General features: G+C 67.6%; 17 protein-coding genes and 1 other RNA gene. 10 read left to right on the top strand and 8 right to left on the bottom strand.

Going from position 1 to position 17,708, the window contains the following annotated elements:
* Positions 1 to 22: 22 nt before the first annotated feature.
* From recG to K4043_RS09030, 6 genes are all read right to left on the bottom strand, one after another.
* Positions 23 to 2,134 carry an ATP-dependent DNA helicase RecG gene (gene recG / locus K4043_RS09055; protein ID WP_265309047.1) on the bottom strand — a complete coding sequence of 704 codons (2,112 nt, stop codon included), beginning with the start codon at positions 2,132 to 2,134 and terminating at the stop codon, positions 23 to 25.
* Position 2,135: 1 nt separating this feature from the next.
* Positions 2,136 to 2,528: a RidA family protein gene (locus K4043_RS09050; protein ID WP_121039448.1), complete on the bottom strand. Its 393-nt coding sequence runs from the start codon at positions 2,526 to 2,528 to the stop codon at positions 2,136 to 2,138.
* A gap of 401 nt (positions 2,529 to 2,929) precedes the next feature.
* Complete coding sequence (locus tag K4043_RS09045) at positions 2,930 to 5,089, bottom strand: bifunctional (p)ppGpp synthetase/guanosine-3',5'-bis(diphosphate) 3'-pyrophosphohydrolase (RefSeq protein WP_121039451.1); 2,160 nt, start codon at positions 5,087 to 5,089, stop codon at positions 2,930 to 2,932.
* Positions 5,090 to 5,245: 156 nt separating this feature from the next.
* On the bottom strand, positions 5,246 to 5,545 hold the full coding sequence (rpoZ, locus tag K4043_RS09040) for a DNA-directed RNA polymerase subunit omega (RefSeq protein WP_005410877.1): 300 nt from the start codon (positions 5,543 to 5,545) through the stop codon (positions 5,246 to 5,248).
* A 112-nt stretch (positions 5,546 to 5,657) separates the two neighbouring features.
* Positions 5,658 to 6,323: a guanylate kinase gene (gene gmk, locus K4043_RS09035; protein WP_088432676.1), complete on the bottom strand. Its 666-nt coding sequence runs from the start codon at positions 6,321 to 6,323 to the stop codon at positions 5,658 to 5,660.
* Positions 6,320 to 7,180, bottom strand: a complete 861-nt coding sequence (locus tag K4043_RS09030; RefSeq protein WP_121039457.1) for a YicC/YloC family endoribonuclease — start codon at positions 7,178 to 7,180, stop codon at positions 6,320 to 6,322. The genes gmk and K4043_RS09030 overlap by 4 nt, the downstream gene beginning before the upstream one ends.
* Before the next feature lie 120 nt (positions 7,181 to 7,300).
* Here K4043_RS09030 and rph point away from each other — a divergent pair, with 120 nt between their 5' ends.
* The 7 genes from rph (at position 7,301) to pepQ (ending at position 14,584) form a co-directional block, all read left to right on the top strand.
* Complete coding sequence (rph, locus tag K4043_RS09025) at positions 7,301 to 8,029, top strand: ribonuclease PH (RefSeq protein WP_123730306.1); 729 nt, start codon at positions 7,301 to 7,303, stop codon at positions 8,027 to 8,029.
* Positions 8,026 to 8,415, top strand: a complete 390-nt coding sequence (locus tag K4043_RS09020; protein WP_259259268.1) for a VOC family protein — start codon at positions 8,026 to 8,028, stop codon at positions 8,413 to 8,415. The genes rph and K4043_RS09020 overlap by 4 nt, the downstream gene beginning before the upstream one ends.
* Entirely contained in the window at positions 8,412 to 9,005 is a 594-nt protein-coding gene (rdgB, locus tag K4043_RS09015) for an RdgB/HAM1 family non-canonical purine NTP pyrophosphatase (protein WP_265309045.1), read from the top strand. The genes K4043_RS09020 and rdgB overlap by 4 nt, the downstream gene beginning before the upstream one ends.
* A complete protein-coding gene (gene hemW / locus K4043_RS09010; protein ID WP_265309043.1) occupies positions 9,005 to 10,222 on the top strand; it encodes a radical SAM family heme chaperone HemW in 1,218 nt (405 codons plus the stop codon). The genes rdgB and hemW overlap by 1 nt, the downstream gene beginning before the upstream one ends.
* Positions 10,223 to 10,390: 168 nt before the next feature.
* On the top strand, positions 10,391 to 12,826 hold the full coding sequence (locus tag K4043_RS09005) for a DUF1631 domain-containing protein (protein ID WP_265309042.1): 2,436 nt from the start codon (positions 10,391 to 10,393) through the stop codon (positions 12,824 to 12,826).
* On the top strand, positions 12,823 to 13,173 hold the full coding sequence (locus K4043_RS09000) for a PilZ domain-containing protein (protein ID WP_123730301.1): 351 nt from the start codon (positions 12,823 to 12,825) through the stop codon (positions 13,171 to 13,173). The genes K4043_RS09005 and K4043_RS09000 overlap by 4 nt, the downstream gene beginning before the upstream one ends.
* Before the next feature lie 82 nt (positions 13,174 to 13,255).
* Positions 13,256 to 14,584, top strand: coding sequence for a Xaa-Pro dipeptidase (gene pepQ, locus K4043_RS08995; protein ID WP_265309041.1), 1,329 nt, complete (start codon positions 13,256 to 13,258; stop codon positions 14,582 to 14,584).
* 168 nt (positions 14,585 to 14,752) lie between these two features.
* On the opposite strand, the gene K4043_RS08990 is transcribed toward pepQ, so the two are convergent.
* Together K4043_RS08990 and K4043_RS08985 are read right to left on the bottom strand one after the other, a co-directional pair.
* The gene (locus tag K4043_RS08990; RefSeq protein WP_265309320.1) at positions 14,753 to 16,078 is read right to left on the bottom strand and encodes an aminopeptidase P N-terminal domain-containing protein; all 1,326 of its coding nucleotides are present in this window, start codon (positions 16,076 to 16,078) and stop codon (positions 14,753 to 14,755) included.
* 7 nt (positions 16,079 to 16,085) lie between these two features.
* The gene (locus tag K4043_RS08985) at positions 16,086 to 16,634 is read right to left on the bottom strand and encodes a UPF0149 family protein (RefSeq protein ID WP_123730299.1); all 549 of its coding nucleotides are present in this window, start codon (positions 16,632 to 16,634) and stop codon (positions 16,086 to 16,088) included.
* A gap of 165 nt (positions 16,635 to 16,799) precedes the next feature.
* Between K4043_RS08985 and K4043_RS08980 the strand changes: the two genes are divergently transcribed.
* From K4043_RS08980 to ssrS, 3 genes are all read left to right on the top strand, one after another.
* On the top strand, positions 16,800 to 17,021 hold the full coding sequence (locus K4043_RS08980) for a TIGR02449 family protein (protein ID WP_017355837.1): 222 nt from the start codon (positions 16,800 to 16,802) through the stop codon (positions 17,019 to 17,021).
* Positions 17,018 to 17,317 (top strand): cell division protein ZapA, encoded by a 300-nt coding sequence (locus K4043_RS08975; protein WP_123730298.1) that lies wholly within the window; start codon positions 17,018 to 17,020, stop codon positions 17,315 to 17,317. The genes K4043_RS08980 and K4043_RS08975 overlap by 4 nt, the downstream gene beginning before the upstream one ends.
* Positions 17,318 to 17,448: 131 nt before the next feature.
* Positions 17,449 to 17,633: non-coding RNA, 6S RNA (gene ssrS / locus K4043_RS08970), on the top strand.
* Positions 17,634 to 17,708: the final 75 nt, after the last annotated feature.

Here is a 17,708-nt window from a genome sequence, read left to right as displayed (position 1 = left end):
CCCCCTGCCGACCGCCCGCGGTTTATGCCGACGCGTACCGCACGGCCGTGCCGATCCAGCGCCGCACCACCTGATCGGCCACGTCAGGTGCCTCGGCCAGCAGCCGCTCGGCAAGGTCATGCACGCCCGGCAGCAGATCCGCGTCGCGGGCCAGATCGGCCATCCTGAAGCCGGCCAGGCCGGTCTGTCGTGTGCCCAGCAGTTCGCCCGGGCCGCGCAGCTCCAGATCCTTCTCGGCGATCAGGAAGCCATCGTTGGTCTGCCGCATCGTTTCCAGCCGCTCGCGCGCCATGTTCGACAGCGGCGCCTGGTACAGCAGCACGCACCGCGACACGGCCGAGCCGCGCCCTACCCGGCCGCGCAGCTGGTGCAGCTGCGCCAGGCCGAGACGCTCGGCGTTCTCGATGATCATCAACGACGCGTTGGGCACGTCCACGCCCACTTCGATCACCGTGGTGGCCACCAGCAGATCGATCTCACCGGCCTTGAAGGCAACCATCGTGGCGAGTTTCTCACTCGCCTTCAGCCGCCCGTGCACCAGCCCCACGCGCACGCCCGGCAACAGCGCCTGCAGCGATTCGAACGTGGCCTGGGCGGGTGTCGCATCAAGCTCTTCGCTTTCCTCGATCAGCGTGCAGACCCAGTACACCTGCTGGCCTTCGCGGCACGCGACCGCGATGCGTTCGATCAGCTCCGGCCGGCGATCATTGTTGAGCGCCACGGTCTGCACCGGCGTACGCCCCGGCGGCAGTTCGTCGATCGCCGAGACATCCAGATCGGCGTACTCGGACATCGCCAGGGTGCGCGGAATCGGTGTCGCGGTCATCACCAGCTGGTGCGGCACGCTGCGCCCGTCCGCGCCCTTGTCGCGCAGCGCCAGCCGCTGGTGTACGCCGAAACGGTGCTGCTCATCGACGATCGCCAGCGCGAGATCCTTGAACACCACACTGTCCTGCATCAGCGCATGTGTACCGACCACCACCTGCGCCTCGCCCGAGGCGACCTCGGCCAATACCTTGGTGCGCGCCTTGCCGGTGACCTTGCCGGCCAGCCATGCAGTGCGCACGCCCAGCGGCTCCAGCCAGGCGCGCAGATTGTTCATATGCTGCTCGGCCAGCAGCTCGGTGGGTGCAGCCAATGCGACCTGCTTGCCCCGCTCCACCGCCAGCATCGCGGCCAACGCAGCCACCACGGTCTTGCCCGAGCCGACGTCACCCTGCACCAGCCGCAGCATCGGATGCGCCTTGGCGAGGTCCTTGCGGATCTGCTCGAACACGCGCTGCTGCGCACCGGTCAGCTGGAACGGCAGGCTGTCGCGCAGCTGCGCCACCAAGGCACCCTGCCCGCGCAGCGATGGCGCGTGATGCGCCTGCAACGCCATGCGCTGCCGGCGCAGACTCAGGTGGTGTGCCAGCAGTTCTTCGATGGCCAACCGGCGTTGCGCCGGATGCCGGCCCGCGGCCAGCGCCACCAGATCGGCGTCCGGCGGTGGGCGGTGCACGGTCAGCAGCGCACTGCGCAGCGAGGGCAACCCCAGCCCCGACAACCAACCGGCTGGCAGCAGTTCCAGCGTGGATTCTTCCGGCAACTTGTCCAGCGCCAGCCCGATGAATTTACGCATCGTCGCCGGCCCGACTCCCTCGACCGCCGGATAGACCGGATCGAGGCTGTCGCCCAGCGCATCCTCTTCATTGCCGCCCATTACCCGGTAACTGGGGTGGACGATCTCCAGCCCGTGATGGCCGGGCTTGGCGGTGCCGTAGCAGCGGACGCGCGTGCCCACGGCAAACTGCGCGACCTGCTGGGCGCGGAAGTGGAAGAAACGCAGCACCAGCGTGCCGTACGAATCATCCTCGATCGCGACCTTGAGCACCGGCCGATAGCGGAACCCGCGCTCGACCGCACTCACCCGCCCCTCCACCTGCGCCGCCACACCCGGCTGCAACTGGGCAATGGTGGTCAGCCGGGTACGGTCTTCATAGCGCAGCGGCAGATGCAGCCACAGATCCTGCAGCGACGACAGGCCACGGGCGGCCAGCTTGATCGCCACCGCCGGCCCGATACCGGAGAGCATCGACAACGATGCCTCCCCGGCTGCGGCCAGCGCCGGTGCAGGAGCCCGTGACCGCGCCACGTCAGGCCTGGTCGAGCACCATCACCGCATCGACTTCGAAGTTGGCGGCCTTCGGCAGACCCGCCACTTCGATGGTCGAACGTGCCGGGAACGGCGCCTTGAAGTAATCCTGCATGACCGCATTGACCTTGGCGAACTCGCCCAGATCGGTCAGGTACAGGCCCAGACGCACGATCTGATCCAGCGAACCACCGGCCTCTTCGGCCACGGCCTTCAGGTTGTCGAACGCACGACGCGCCTGCGCCTCGATATCGCCCACACCCACGATGTCACCGGTGGCCGGATCCAGCGGAATCTGGCCCGAGAAATACACGGTATTGCCCGCACGCACGGCCTGCGAATACGGACCGATGGCCGCCGGGGCCTTGGCACTGGTAATGATCTGACGGGACATGGAAGCTCCACGATTCAAAAGGGGGAACGCAATTGTAGCGCCCCCGCAGGTAGCGCCACGCCATGCGTGGACGCCCTCCAACCGCGCAGCGCCAATGACCCATCCGTTCGCGGTAGCCACGCCACCTCTCTCCGCACCCCCGCCCGCCCTGGCAGGGAGGTGACGGGTGGGCCGGGGCAGGACCGTGTGTTGCCATGGATGGCAACACACGAGCTTACAGGGACGTACTTGCAGCGGGTCCTGCCCCGGCCTGCGCGTCACCTCCCCACGCGAGAAGCAGGCGCACGTGAGCCGCGGTTAGCAGTGCCCAATCAGGAGCATCACCGCGCCACGCGAAGCCAGCCGACCAACGGTCGGCTCTACCCATCCAATCGCCCGACCACCCTCGGCGGGCGGGTGGGTTACTGGCGCCGCACCGACTGCACCACCGACAACCGCCGCAGACGCCGCATCACTTCCGCCAGATGGTTGCGATCGCGCACCTGGATATTGAACGCCAGCACCGCCGCATTGAAATCGCGGTCCAGATAATCCACGCGCTCGATGTTGGAATGGCTCTGCGCGATCGCCGCCGCCAACTGCGCCAGCACACCGGTCCCGTTCTCCACCTCGACGATCAACGACGTGTCGTAATCCCCCGACACCGTCGTATCCCACCCGATCGGCACCCAGCGCTCCGGCGACTTGCGCAGCTCGGCCAGGTTCGGGCAGTCCAGACGGTGCACCACGATGCCCTTGCCGGCCGTGTGGTAGCCCATGATGTCGTCGCCCGGAATCGGCTGACAACAGTTCGCGAAGCTCACCACCCCGCGCTCGCTGCCATTGATCAGGATCTTTTCCTGCGAGTGCTTCGAATGCGCCCCACCGCGCAGCTCCGCATACGCCATCAGTGCCTGCGCGGCCTGGTTCGGCATCCAGTTGCCCAGCGCCACTTCGGCCAGCAGGGCCTCCAGGCGCGGATACCGGTGCTCGGCCAGGAACGCATCCAGGCGGCCCTTCGGCAGCCGCTCCAGCGAGCTGTCCATCGCCTCCAGCGCGCGGTCCAGCATCCGATGGCCCAGCTGCACCGCGTCCTCGTGCTCCAGCTGCTTGAGCTGGTGACGGATCGCCGTGCGCGCCTTGGAACTGACCACGAACTCCAGCCACTGCGGCTTGGGCGTGGCCGAACGCGCGGTGATCACTTCCACCGTCTGCCCGCTGACCAGCTTGGTGCGCAGCGGGACCAGTTTCTTGTCGACCCGCGAGGCCACCGCCATGTTGCCCACATCGGTATGCACCGCATAGGCGAAATCCAGCGCCGTGGAATTGCGCGGCAGCGCCAGGATCTTGCCCTTCGGCGTGAACAGATAGACCTCGTCCGGGAACAGATCCACCTTGACGTTGTCCAGGAACTCCAGCGACGAGCCGGCGGCACGCTGCGAATCGATCAACTCCACGATCCACGCATGCGCACGGCTCTGTGCGCTGTTGGGTGAGTCGCCACCGAACTTGTAGGTCCAGTGCGCGGCCACGCCGCGCTCGGCGATCAGGTCCATTTCCTCGGTACGGATCTGCACCTCGATCGGCGAGCCATACGGCCCGAACAGCACCGTGTGCAGCGACTGGTAGCCGTTGGCCTTAGGGATCGCGATGAAATCGCGGAAGCGCCCGTCCAGCGGCTTGAAGGTGGCATGCACCGCGCCGAGCGCGTGGTAGGCACTGGGCACGTTGCGCACGACCAGGCGGAAGCCGAACACGTCCATGACCTGGTCGAAGGATTTGTTCTCGTCGTGCATCTTGTTGTAGATGCTCCACGGGGTCTTGATGCGGCTGACCAGGCGATGCTCCAGCCCTTCCTTGGCCAGGCGCTGGCTCAACTGCACCTCCACCTGCGCCATGGCCTCGCGGCGCACCACCGGCTGGCTGCGGATGTGTTTTTCCAGGATCGCGTGGCGCCACGGGTACAGCGCCTTGAAGCCGAGGTTCTGCAACTCGCTCTTGACCAGGCTCATGCCCAGCCGCTGCGCGATCGGGGCGTAGATTTCCAGCGTTTCGCGGGCGATGCGGCCGCGTGCTTCGCGGCTCTGCGCGCCCAGCGTACGCATGTTGTGCAGGCGGTCAGCCAGCTTGATCATGATCACGCGCAGGTCGCGCGACATCGCCAGCAGCATCTTGCGGAAGCTCTCGGCGGCCGCCTCCTGGCGGTCGCGGAACTTCAGCTTGTCCAGCTTGGTGACGCCATCGACCAGTTCGGCCACGGCTTCGCCGAACTCAGCGGCCAGCTCCTCGCGGGTCAGCGGCGTGTCTTCGATGGTGTCGTGCAGGATCGCGGCGATCAGCGCCTCCACGTCCAGGCCGAGCTCGGCCAGCACCTGGGCAACGGCGACCGGATGGGTGATGTAGGGCTCGCCCGACTTGCGGGTCTGGCCGGCATGCGCGGCGGCGCCTACTTCCCAGGCGCGGCGCAGCAGTGGCAGTTGGTCGGGCGGCAGATAGTGCGCTGCGCGCTCAAGCTGGAGGACATAGTCGGGTACGGCCGCGCCGGCGGGCGTGGCGACCTTGGCAGTGGGGCCTGGGTTCATGCTCAAAGACTATGCCAGCGGCGTGATATCGGCAAATCCTGAACAGGGAGTTTCACCTGCAACAACATGCCCTCACCGCAGCCACTGGCGGCACAAACGAAACAGCCCGCCAAAAGGCGGGCTGTTCGCAGCAACAACAACGGACGCGCGAGGCGATCAGTCGTCGTTCTTGGACATGTCTTCGTCGGCGACGACTTCGGCAGCGGCCCATTCCAGTGCTTCACGCTCGGCACGCTCGCGCTCGGCCTTCTCGACTTCGTCGATCAGGGCGTTGTCGATCTTGCGGGCGGCAATTTCGCGCAGCGCCAGCACGGTCGGCTTGTCTTCGGTTTCGCTGTTGTCCAGGGTGGCCTGGACGCCATTGGCCAGCTGACGGGCGCGCTTGGACGCCATCATGACCAGTTCGAAACGGTTGTTCACGACTTCCAGACAATCTTCTACGGTGATGCGGGCCATGCGGGCTCCCGGCAGCCGGTGAGGGCTGCTCAATCGAATGAGGGAAAGGGGACGGATTGTACCGGCCAGGGCTGGACAAAATCAAGCCAACCGGCTAGCACCCCGTTGAGAATCAGTCGGTTGTGGCCGGATCCTGGGTCAGCAGGGCCTGGATGAGGCCCGCGTGGCGGACCTTCTGGGCTTCCCGGCGCAGGCGGCTGGCCGTGAAGATGGCACACAGTTCGTCCACCGCGGTCTCGAAAACCTCGTTGACGATCACGTAGTCGAAGTCGTTGAAGTGCAGCATTTCTTCACGCGCGGCGGCCAGGCGCTGGGCGATCACCGCCTCGCTGTCCTGCCCGCGCTTGCGCATCCGGTCCTGCAGCGCCTGCTTGGACGGCGGCAGGATGAACACGGTGACCGTGCCCGGCACCAGCTGGCGGACCTGCTGGGCGCCCTGCCAATCGATTTCCAGCAGCACGTCCTGGCCGGCCGACAGCTGCGGCTCGACCGACTGCCGCGCGGTGCCCTTCCAGTCGCCATGCACCCAGGCATGTTCGAAGAAGTCACCGGCGGCGATCATCCGCTCGAATTCCTCGGCGCTGACGAAGTGGTAGTGCTCGCCATTGATCTCACCCGGGCGCGTGGCGCGCGAAGTGAACGAGATCGACAGGGCGATCTGCGGGTCGCGGGCCAGGGTGGCGTTGACGATGCTGCTTTTGCCGGCCCCGGAAGGCGCGGCCACGATGTACAGCGTGCCGCGCGCAGGCGCGCCGACGGGCGGGATCTGGCTGCTCATTCGATGTTCTGCACCTGTTCGCGGATCTGGTCGATCAGCACCTTCAGCTCGACGGCGGCATTGGAGGTGCGGCTGTCCACCGATTTGGAGCCCAGCGTGTTGGCCTCGCGGTTGAACTCCTGCAGCAGGAAGTCCAGGCGGCGGCCGACCGGCTCACGCTGCTTGAAGACGCGGCGGATCTCGGCGATGTGGCTGCCCAGGCGGTCCAGCTCCTCATCCACGTCCAGCTTCTGCAGCCACATCACCAGCTCCTGCTCGGCACGGCCGGGATCGACCGGGTGCGGCAGGTCGGCCAGGCGGGCCGCCAGCTTGGTGCGCTGGCCTTCGCGGATCAGCGGGATCAGGGTGGTGACCTCGGCAGCGATGCGCTCGATGCTGTCCACGCGCTCCTGGATCGCGGTGGCCAGCTTGTCGCCTTCACGCTCACGCGCGGCGACGAAGCCGTCCAGCGCCGTATCCAGCAGCGCCAGGGCTTCGGCATGCAGCGCGGCCGCATCGACCGCCTCGCCCTGCATCACACCCGGCATCTGCAGCAGTTCGGTGAAGCTCACCTGCAGGCTCGGGAAGCCCGAGGACAGCCGGGTCGCCAGCTCACCGAGCTGGCCCAGCAGCGCATCGTTGACCACCAGCGCACCGGTGACCTCCGGCGCACGCAGGCGCATGACCAGATCGATCTTGCCGCGGCTGCAGCGGGAAGCGACGCGCTCGCGCAGGTGCGGCTCCAACGCACGCAGTTCTTCAGGCAGCCGGACGCCGACCTCCAGGAACCGGTGGTTGACCGAGCGCAGCTCACAGGCCAGCGTGCCCCAGCGGGTGGCGCGCTCGCCGTTGGCATAGGCGGTCATGCTTCGAATCATGCGGGTTTCCGGTGCTCTCAAAGTGCAAATGGTACCCTAGCGGTCTCCTTAGAGCCTCCTCGCCCGCCGGTCCCCGGCCCGGGCGTGGCCCCGCATCCCCCGTCTTACCGGAACTTGAGCATGACTGATTCCCGTCCCAGTGGCCGCCAGGCCGACCAGCTGCGCGAAGTGCGCATCGAGCGCGCCTTCACCCGTCACGCCGAGGGCTCGGTCCTGGTCAGCTTCGGCGAGACCCGCGTGCTGTGCACGGCCAGCGTGGAAAACCGCGTGCCGGGCTTCCTGCGTGGCAAGGGCGAAGGCTGGGTGACCGCCGAGTACGGCATGCTGCCGCGTTCGACCCACACCCGTAACGACCGCGAAGCCGCCCGCGGCAAGCAGGGTGGCCGCACGCTGGAAATCCAGCGCCTGATCGGCCGCACGTTGCGCGCCTGCATCGACCGCGGCGCACTCGGCGAGCGCACCATCACCCTGGACTGCGACGTGCTGCAGGCCGATGGCGGCACCCGTACCGCGGCCATCACCGGCGCCTACGTGGCCCTGGTGGATGCGGTGAACTTCCTGATCAAGCGCGGCGACATCAAGCGCAACCCGATCTTCGGCGCCGTCGCGGCGGTGTCGGTCGGCGTGTACCGCGGCACCCCGGTGCTGGATCTGGATTACGCCGAAGACAGCGACTGCGATACCGACATGAACGTTGTGATGAACGACGGTGGCGGTTTCATCGAACTGCAGGGCACCGCCGAAGGCCATGCCTTCCGCCGCGATGAACTGGATGCGCTGCTGGTCCTGGCCGAAAAGGGCATCAAGGATCTGTTCGCTGCGCAGCAGGCGGCCCTGGCCAAGGCATGAACCGTCGCATCGCCCTGACCACCCTGGTGGTAGCCGACTACGACGAGGCGATCGCCTGGTACACCGGCGCGCTGGGCTTCAGCCTGATCGATGACATCGACCAGGGCGACAAGCGCTGGGTGGTGGTCGGGCCGGGCGATGGCAGCGCGGCGGCCCTGCTGCTGGCACGCGCCAGCAACGACGAACAGCGCGCGCGGATCGGCAACCAGACCGGTGGCCGGGTCGGCTTCTTCCTGAACACCGATGATTTCTGGCGCGACCACGCGGCGATGACCGCGCGTGGCGTGGTCTTCCTCGAAACCCCACGCGAGGAGGTCTACGCGACGGTCGCGGTATTCCGCGATCTGTACGGCAACACGTGGGATCTGCTGGAGCCCAAGCAATGAAACTGGTCCTGGCCAGCGGCAACGCCGGCAAACTGAAGGAACTGCAGGCCATGCTCGGCGGCCTGCCGCTGGAGATCGTGGCGCAGGGCGAACTGGGCGTCAGCGACGTCCCGGAAACCGGCCTGACCTTCGTCGAGAATGCCCTGATCAAAGCGCGCCACGCCTGCGAAAGCACCGGCCTGCCCGCGCTGGCCGACGACTCGGGCCTGATCGTGGATGCCCTCGACGGCGCCCCCGGCCTGTACAGCGCGCGCTATGCCGGCAGCCCGACCAACGATGCCGCCAACAACGCCAAGCTGCTCGAGGCGATGCGCGACGTACCGGCCGATCGCCGCACGGCCCGCTTCTATGCGGTGATCGTGCTGCTGCGCCATGCCAATGACCCGCAGCCGCTGATCTGCGAAGGCAGCTGGGAGGGCGTGATCCTCGATGAGCTGCGTGGCAGCCACGGCTTCGGCTACAACCCGCTGTTCCTCGACCCGGTGCTGGCGCAGACCGCAGCTGAAATGGCACCGGACCTGAAGAACGCGATGAGCCACCGCGCCAAAGCCCTGCAGCTGCTCAAGCAGAAGCTGCCCGCCCTGCTCTGATGGCACACGACCACTGCTCCCACCTGCCCGGCGAAGCCTGCACGGGCGATCACGACCACGCCCCGCGGTTGGTTACGCCGCCGCTGGCACTGTATGTGCATCTGCCGTGGTGCGTGCGCAAATGCCCGTACTGCGATTTCAACTCGCATGCGGCCAAGGGTGAGCTGCCGTTCGAGGCTTACATCGACGCGTTGATCCGCGATCTCGATCAGGACCTGCCGCTCGTGTGGGGCCGGGTGGTGAGCAGCGTGTTCTTCGGTGGCGGCACGCCAAGCCTGTTCCCGCCGGAGGCGATCGACCGCTTCCTGCAGGCGGCCTCGGCCCGGCTGCGCTTCGCACCGAACCTGGAGGTGACCCTGGAGACCAACCCGGGCACCGCCGAGCACGGCCGTTTCGACCGTTACCGCGCCGCCGGTGTGAACCGGATCAGCTTCGGCATCCAGACCTTCAACGACGAGGCGCTCAAGCGCCTGGGCCGCATCCACGACAGTGGCGAGGCCGAGCGGGCGGTGAAGCTGGCGCAGGACGCCGGCTACGACAACTTCAACATCGACCTGATGTACGCGCTGCCGCAGCAGACGCTGGCCCAGGCCGAGCATGATCTGGAGCGTGCCTTCGCGCTGCAGCCCACGCATATGTCGCATTACCAGCTCACCCTGGAGCCCAACACCGTGTTCTTCGCGCGGCCGCCGCAGGGCATCCCGGACGAAGATTCGGCATGGGACATCCAGGAGCACTGCCAGCAGATGCTGGCCGAGGCCGGCTATGCGCAGTACGAGGTCAGCGCCTACGCAAAGCCCGGCCGGCAGAGCCAGCACAACCTCAATTACTGGCGCTTTGGCGATTACCTGGGGATCGGCGCCGGTGCACACGGCAAGATCAGCAGCGGTGCCGAAGAACACGTGCTGCGCCGCTGGAAGCACAAGCATCCGCAGACCTTCATGGACACGGCCGGGACCGCAGCCTCGATCGGCGGCGACGATGTGATCAGCGCCGAGCGGCTGCCGTTCGAGTACATGCTCAACCTGCTTCGGCTGCACGAAGGCTTTGCGCTGAAGGATTTCGAATCGCGTACCGGGTTGGACCGGGCCCGGATCGACGCGCCGCTGCGCATTGCCGTGGCCAAGGGCTGGATGACCGTGACCGGCGATGAGGTCATGCCTACCGAGCTGGGCCGGCGCTTCACCAACGATGTGGTCGAGCTGTTCCTGCCCTGAGCAGGCGGCGCCCGCCCGGACGGTAACGCCGGCCGCTGGCCGGCGCCGGAAACCTCGAACGTTGTCGCGTCTGGCAGGGACCGGGCGAAACCGTTAGATTCCGTGTTCTCAGGGGAGCTGGAAGAACATCGGATGTCTGCGCCCGCACCTTCGTCGTCCCAGCCCGACATGACCCGCTTTGCGGACGTGGCGGCGCCCCCGCGCGTGCGCCGCCTGCTGGCAGCGCTGCACGGGCTGGCGGTCCAGACCCTCACCACCCCGCTCAGATTGACCGTCGTGGAGCTGGAGCGCGAGCTGTTCCGCGATGCCGAGCGCGCCCGCAACAGCCAGATCCAGGCGGACATCTTCGCGCAGGCGCGGCAGCTGCATGAGGTCAACGCGCAGTTCGGCCCCCGCTTTCTGGACGCACTGAGCGACAGCCTGGCCACCCTGCGCGGGCCCCGGCACACCCAGCGCACCGTGTCGACCGAGGTAGCCGTCACCGCCACTGCGCTGACCCTGGTCAACGACACCGACGTGGATCGCGACATCGTCCTGGTCGATATCATCCGCCGCGAAGCCCAGCGCTCGGCCAGCGCCCTGCAGTTGCTTGGCCAACGCTTCGGCGTGCTCGCCGCCGGGCCGGCCTTCGATGCCGATGACCTGCCGTTCGGGCCGCAGGCGCTGTGCCGGATCGTGCGCGAACTGGGTGAAGACTTCGGTCTGGGCCTGGAAACACAGCTGGCGCTGTACCGCGTGTTCGACCGCCAACTGCTGGAGCGGCTGGGTGAGCTGCTGGAACGCGCCAACATCCTGCTGGGGCACGAAGGCGTCCTGCCCGGGCTGGTCTACACCCCGTATCTGGCACGCTCGGCCACGACGCGCCGGATCATCACCGGCCCCGAGCGCGGCCTGCCCGGCGCACGCGGCGGCGCCGCGGCACGCCCATTGACCGGCTGGAACGGCAGCGCACCGAGCGCCGGCTGGGCGGCCATGACCGAGGAAGCCATGGCGATGGCGCCGTCGGCCGCCTCGCCGGCCTACCGCACGGCCACCGATGACAGTACCGGTGCCGCGGCGTCCGCACCTGCATCGGCGGCGGCCACCACTACCCCGCCTGCGGCCGCCGACCTTGGCGCACCGGCGATGTCGGCCCTGCACCAGTTGCTGGGCGCCGCCCGCCAGGCGCATGCCGCCGGCACGGTGCCGGGCGGCGGTGCGACGGCCGCGCAGGCGGTTGCGGCACCGGGTGAGCTGCCTGCGCATCCCACCGACACCGCCTTCCTCGCCCCCGAAACACCGGCGGCACTGGCCGTGCCCGCCGAGGCCGTGCATGCCACCCTGGCCAGGCTGCAGAGCCAGGCGGTGGCCCCGGGCGGTGCGCGCCGCAGCATGGCCGATCTGCACAACGCCCTGCTTGCCCAGGTCCGTGCGGACCATGGCGCACAGGCGACATTGACGGTCAAGGACAGCGACACCTTCGATCTGCTCGACATGCTGTACGGGCAGATCCAGCGCGAGGTCCGGCCCGAGGCGGTGGCCACCGATCTGCTCACCCGGCTGCAAGTGCCGGTCGCCCGCGCGGCCCTGTCCGACCCGGCGTTCTTCGTCCGCGACCAGCACCCGGCGCGCGAACTGCTCAATGCGGTGGCCGAGGCCGGCGCCAACTGGCTGGGCGACGAAGACGTCGATCCGCAGCTGGTGCAGAAGCTGGGGCAGGCCGTCGATCAGGTGGTCAACGAGTACGACGGCGATGTGGCGGTCTTCGACACCGCCAACGAGGAGATCCAGCAGCACTTCCGCGCGCTGGCGCACAAGGCCGAACTGGCCGAGCGTCGTCATGTCGAAGCCGCCCGCGGCAAGGAGCGGCTGGAGGCGGCCAAGCAACAGGCCAGCACCAGCATCGAACAGTTGTGCGCGCAGGCCGCGCCTCCATGCTTCGTGCAGGCGCTGCTGAAACAGGCATGGTCGGACGTGCTCACGCTCACCCTGCTGCGCAACGGCGAGACCTCGCCACAGTGGCAGCAGCGCCAGCAGGAAACCGCCCGGATCGCCGAAGTGACCTGCCTGACGCCCGGCGCAGCCGAGCGCGATGACGTGCTGGGCAACGAAGTCGAATCCGCCCTGCTGCAGGTCGGCTACCACCAGGACGAAGCGGCCGCGATCGCGCGGCGCCTGTCCACGCCGGGGGGCGAGGACGACAGCAGCTCGCGGACCGAACTCACCGCACGCCTTCGCGCGCGCACCCGGCTGGGCGAGCAGGCAGACGCCAGCGACCCGCGCAAGGTCGCCCCGCTCGCGCGCAGCACCGCCGAGGACGACTGCTATCGCCAGCTGCGCACCCTGCCCTTCGGCACCTGGTTCGAGTTCACCACCAACCAGCAGGGCGACGTCCGCCGGCAGCGACTGTCCTGGTACAGCCTGATCACCGACAACGCCCTGTTCGTCAATCAACGCGGGCAGAAGGTCGGCGAGCATTCGCTGGACGCACTGGCACGGCTGATGGCACACGGCCAGGTGCGGATCGTCACCGAAGACAAGGGCAGGCTGATTGATCGTGCCTGGCAGGCCACGCTGCGCACCCTGCGCTCGCTGGCCGGCAGTCCCGCGGAGAATGCCGAATGACCACACCCGATACCCGCCGCGCGCCGCGCCGCCAGGTGACCGAGCTGGTGCCCGTCACCGACCTGATGGCCGAGACCGTGATCGGCCGGCTCGGCAATGTCTCCGAGACCGGCATGCTGATGCTGGCCTCGGTGCCGATGCAGGACGATGCGTTGCACCAGTTGCAGTTCACCATCACCGGCCCGCAGGGACAGCCACTGCTGATCGACGTCGGCGTGCACCTGCTGTGGAGCGAGCAGACCCATGCACCGGGCCAGGCCTGGGTGGGCTTCCGCTTCCTGACCCTGGCGCGCGAATCACGCGAGCAGCTGCGGCAGTGGATCGCCGAGGAAACTTCGGCAGTCTGAGCGCCGGTTCCGGCACAGCGCCGGTGGCCCGATTACGGCAGAATCTAGGGCTGCATTCCGCACTGTCAGCGAGCTTCATGCCATGAACCAGCCAGACCTCGGCGCCCTGTATTCCCACCATGCCAGCGTGATGCGCCAGCGCGCCGATGAAGCGCTGGCCCGTGGCGGCTTCGACCATCTGGTGATTCCCAGCGGCACCCAGCATTACCAGGCCTTCGATGATCGCGATTACCCCTATGCGGTGAACCCGAACTTCAAGGCCTGGCTGCCGCTGACCAAGCTGCCCAACAGCTGGCTGGTGTACACCCCGGGCAAGCGCCCGACGCTGATCTTCCATCAGCCCTTCGATTACTGGCACGTGGTGCCGGATGCGCCGAACGGCTGGTGGGTCGAGCATGTCGACATCCAGATCATCCGCACGCCCGACGAGGCGCTGGCGCTGCTGCCCAAGGACGCGGCGCGTTGCGCGATCCTGGGCGAGCCGCAGAGCGCGCTTGGGGCCTTCGTGCCGAACAATCCCGCACCGGTCCTCGATTACCTGGACTGGCAGCGCGGCTACAAGACCCCGTATGAAATCGAACTGATGCGCGAAGCGCAGCGGCTGGGCGTGCGCGGCCACCGTGCTGCCGAAGCGGCCTTCCGCAGTGGTGCCAGCGAGTTCGAGATCCACATGGCGTATTGCCGTGCGGTCGGGCAGGACGCCAACGAACTGCCGTACGGCAACATCATCGGCCTCAATGAACATGCCGCCGTACTGCACTACACCGATCTTGGCCGCAGCGCGCCGACCCCGCTGCGCAGCTTCCTGATCGACGCCGGCGCCAGCGCGTACGGCTATGCCAGTGATATCACCCGTACCTATGCGGCCAGCGGCCATGACGAATTCCAGGCGCTGATCGATGCGGTGGACGCGGCCCAGCAGCAGATGGGCGCCGCTGTGCGTGCCGGCGTGGATTACAAGCAGCTGCACATCGACGCGCACCTGTCGCTGATGGGCATCCTCAAGGACGTCGGCGTGCTCAACGTTTCGCCGGAAGCGGCGCTGGCCACCGGCGTGAGCGCGGCCTTCTTCCCGCACGGCCTGGGCCATCTGATCGGGCTGCAGGTGCATGATGTGGCCGGCTTTGCGGCCAGCGATCGCGGTGGCCGCATCGAGCGCCCGCAGGGTCACCCGTACCTGCGCATGACCCGCGTGCTGGAGCCTGGCATGGTGGTCACGATCGAACCGGGCGTGTACTTCATCGACATGCTGCTGGACGAAGTGAAGCAGGCCGGCAATGGCGCCAGCATCAACTGGGACCGCGTGGATTTCTTCCGCCCGTATGGCGGTGTGCGCATCGAGGACGAGGTGCTGTGCACCGAGAGCGATGCGGACAACCTGACCCGCCCGGTGTTTGCGGCCGCGAGTTGAGCGGCGATGCGGGTGCCGACCCACGGTCGGTACCTGCACGGCATCGTGTGCCCGCCGCTGGCCGCTGATTGCCGCCCCGGTATCCGCGTAGAGCCACCCCATGGGTGGCTGAAGACCACCTCGGCACGGAGCGCCGCCCCCCATGGGGTGGCGCTACCCGGGCGCGGATCAGCGCTTGGCCATCGCTTCTTCGATCTCATCGGCACTGCGCGCCAAGGCAGCCGTCAGCACCTGGTGGCCGTCCTCGGTGATCAGCACGTCATCTTCGGTACGAATGCCGATACCGCGCCAGCGCGCTTCCACGCTGCGGTCCTCCGGTGAGACATACAGGCCGGGCTCGATGGTGAACACCATGCCCGGTTCCAGCATCCGCGAGTCACCTGCCAAGCGGTAATCGCCCACGTCATGCACGTCCAGGCCCAGCCAGTGCCCGGTCTTGTGCCGGTAGAAGCGCTGGTAATGCGCTTCGGCGATGTTCTCTTCCAGCGTGCCTTTGAGCAGGCCGAGCCGCAGCAGGCCGTCGGTCAGGGTTTCCACCGCGGCCAGATGGCCGGCTTCGTAGGCATTGCCCGGACGCGCCTGGGCCAGCGCCGCAGCCTGCGCCGCACCGACCAGATCATGCAGCGCGCGCTGTTCGGCGGTGAAACGGCCGTTGACCGGGAAGGTCCGGGTGATGTCGCTGGCGTAGCCGCGGTACTCGGCACCGGCATCGATCAGGACCAGATCGCCATCGTGCGAGCGCGCATTGTTGTCGCGGTAATGCAGGATGCAGCCGTTGGCACCGGCACCGACAATGCTGCTGTAAGCCGCACAGGCATCATTGGCACGGAACACACGTTCCAGATCGGCCTGCAGTTCGTACTCGTGGATGCCCGGCCGCGCCACGTGCATCGCGGCCAGATGTGCCTGCACGCTGATATCGGCAGCGCGCTGCATCACGGCGATTTCCGCGGTCGATTTGAACAGTCGCTGCTCGTGCAGCAGGTGGCCCAGTTCCAGGAACTCATGCGGTGGCTGCGCGCCATGCCGCACCTGCGAGCGCACCCGGTTGACCCAGCCGATCAGTTTGAGATCGAACTCGGCATCGCGGCCGAAGTGGTAGTACACCCGCGAGCGCCCTTCCAGCAGGCCGGGCAGGATGTCGTCCAGATCGTCGATCGGGTACGCATCGTCCATGCCGTACTGCGAGACCGCGCCTTCCTGGCCGGCGCGCGCGCCATCCCAGGCTTCACGGTCCGCGTCGCGTTCACGGCAGAACAGGATGACCTCGCCATGGCGGCGGCCCGGGATCAGCACCAGCACGGCCTCCGGTTCCGGGAAGCCGCTCAGGTACCAGAAGTCCGAGTCCTGGCGGAACGGATAATGCGTATCCAGGCTGCGCACCCGCTCGGATGCGGCCGGCAGCACCAGGATCGCGTCGTCGCCGGCCATCTCCATCAACTGCTGGCGGCGGCGGGTGTATTCGGCGGCGGAGATGCCGGTCAGCTGCCGGATATCCATCTCAGTTCAGGCGCTGCCGATGGCGCGCGGCCATGACACAGTCGCCGTGCAGGAGCAGCACCGCCACGCGGATGAACTCCTCGATCTCGGCCAGCGCGTCTTCGTCATCGTCGTTGCCGCTTTCAAAGTCCTCGCTGGAGGCCTGGGCCAGCTTGGCCAGATCGGTCAGGGCTTCATCGCCCTCTTCGGACAAGGCCGGCCGGTTCTGGCCGGAGCCCAGCCCGAAGCCGCCCAGGAACGCGCGCGCCCAGGTGAACAGCGCATCGGCCTGCGCGGCGGTCTCGGTGGCATCACTCAGCAGCAGCTCGAAGGCGAAATCGCGGTCTTCCATCTGCGCCACGCTGGCATCGAGCAGGCGCGACAAGGCGTCACCTTCGGCCGGGGTCGGCAGGTTGTCATCGGCCAGCACGCGGGCCGGCCATTCACGCACCGGCGCACCGCCGGCGGACAGCCAGCCGCACAGGCCGCCGTGCAGTTCAGCGGCGCTGGCGCCCAGGCCCAGGGCCTGGCTGGCCTGGTTTACGTCGTCGACACTCGGGAGTTCGGTCATCTTGGGGCTACGGTTTGTGAGCGCCACAGTGTAGCAATCCACCTGTGTCCACCGGGTTGCCATGGCCCGCCCCCGAGCCCGCCCCGGCACCGCCGGGCCAGCTGCCGGCAGGCCCCGTCATTATTCGCTTGACCGCCCCATCCGCCCTTGCCTATCGTGCCGGACATGGAACCCGCCGACGCCATCGCCCAATTGCAGGCCTTCGCCGCCCGGGTGGAGGCGTTGCTTGAGCGCAACCAGCGCCTGGCCGAGGAGAACCGCAGCCTGCGCCACCAGCAGGAGCAGCTGGTGGCCGAGCGCTCCCAGCTGCTGGCCAAGAACGAGCAGGCCCGCTCCCGGGTGGAAGCGATGATCACCCGCCTCAAATCCCTGGAGCAGCACACATGAGCCAGACCGAACCGGTCAGTGTCCGCATCCTGGATCGTGAATACACGGTGGGCGTGGGCGCCGAGGAGCGCGAAAGCCTGACCGCCGCCGCCCGCCTGTTGGACGCCAAGATGCGCGAGATCCGGGGCAGCAACCGGATGGCCGCGGTCGACCGCGTCGCGGTGCTGGCCGCGCTGAACCTGGCGCACGAGCTGCAGCAGCTGCGCGACGAGCACGCACGCCAGGCGATCGCGCTGCAGCAGACCCTGAGCGATCTGAACCGGCGCCTGGATCGGGCGTTTGACGGCGCAGGTTGATCCACGCATCGGTTCCACGCGGTGTTTGATTGCACAAGTGCATCGCGCGGTCTTCATCGATCTGAATTGACATGCAATCGGACCGACGAACGGACTGGTCGAATCGCACAAGAGGGCTATAATCCTCGTCGCGTTCTCTGCTGTGAACGACGGCGTGTGCAAACATTCGCCTTGTCCCTTAATTACGACCACGGGTGCGCGACGGCGCCGGGAGTGCAAGTCCGCCTTGTAGCGGGAAGCCCGATGGAACCCCAGCGTACCCACTTGAACCCCGGGTTCAAGGTCGTTTCGCATGCATCGTCACGGCGGAGAATGCAATATTCCAGCAAGAGCGGCGTTCCCCTGGGACGTCGCTCTTGTTTTATCCGCTTCCCCCGCACGCTCCGGACCC

The organism is Stenotrophomonas sp. SRS1, assembly GCF_026130205.1.
In the GTDB taxonomy this organism is placed as follows: Bacteria; Pseudomonadota; Gammaproteobacteria; order Xanthomonadales; family Xanthomonadaceae; genus Stenotrophomonas; species Stenotrophomonas rhizophila_B.
Note: the sequence above shows the minus strand (reverse complement) of the source record. Positions and strands in the feature narration are given on the sequence as shown.

Bases quoted from the DNA above. Each gene is read 5' to 3' on its own strand.
- K4043_RS09050 (WP_121039448.1), bottom strand. From the start codon at position 2,528: ATGTCCCGTCAGATCATTACCAGTGCCAAGGCCCCGGCGGCCATCGGT.
- K4043_RS09045 (WP_121039451.1), bottom strand. From the start codon at position 5,089: ATGAACCCAGGCCCCACTGCCAAGGTCGCCACGCCCGCCGGCGCGGCC.
- rpoZ (WP_005410877.1), bottom strand. From the start codon at position 5,545: ATGGCCCGCATCACCGTAGAAGATTGTCTGGAAGTCGTGAACAACCGT.
- gmk (WP_088432676.1), bottom strand. From the start codon at position 6,323: ATGAGCAGCCAGATCCCGCCCGTCGGCGCGCCTGCGCGCGGCACGCTG.
- K4043_RS09030 (WP_121039457.1), bottom strand. From the start codon at position 7,180: ATGATTCGAAGCATGACCGCCTATGCCAACGGCGAGCGCGCCACCCGC.
- rph (WP_123730306.1), top strand. From the start codon at position 7,301: ATGACTGATTCCCGTCCCAGTGGCCGCCAGGCCGACCAGCTGCGCGAA.
- K4043_RS09020 (WP_259259268.1), top strand. From the start codon at position 8,026: ATGAACCGTCGCATCGCCCTGACCACCCTGGTGGTAGCCGACTACGAC.
- rdgB (WP_265309045.1), top strand. From the start codon at position 8,412: ATGAAACTGGTCCTGGCCAGCGGCAACGCCGGCAAACTGAAGGAACTG.
- hemW (WP_265309043.1), top strand. From the start codon at position 9,005: ATGGCACACGACCACTGCTCCCACCTGCCCGGCGAAGCCTGCACGGGC.
- K4043_RS09005 (WP_265309042.1), top strand. From the start codon at position 10,391: ATGACCCGCTTTGCGGACGTGGCGGCGCCCCCGCGCGTGCGCCGCCTG.
- K4043_RS09000 (WP_123730301.1), top strand. From the start codon at position 12,823: ATGACCACACCCGATACCCGCCGCGCGCCGCGCCGCCAGGTGACCGAG.
- pepQ (WP_265309041.1), top strand. From the start codon at position 13,256: ATGAACCAGCCAGACCTCGGCGCCCTGTATTCCCACCATGCCAGCGTG.
- K4043_RS08985 (WP_123730299.1), bottom strand. From the start codon at position 16,634: ATGACCGAACTCCCGAGTGTCGACGACGTAAACCAGGCCAGCCAGGCC.
- K4043_RS08980 (WP_017355837.1), top strand. From the start codon at position 16,800: ATGGAACCCGCCGACGCCATCGCCCAATTGCAGGCCTTCGCCGCCCGG.
- K4043_RS08975 (WP_123730298.1), top strand. From the start codon at position 17,018: ATGAGCCAGACCGAACCGGTCAGTGTCCGCATCCTGGATCGTGAATAC.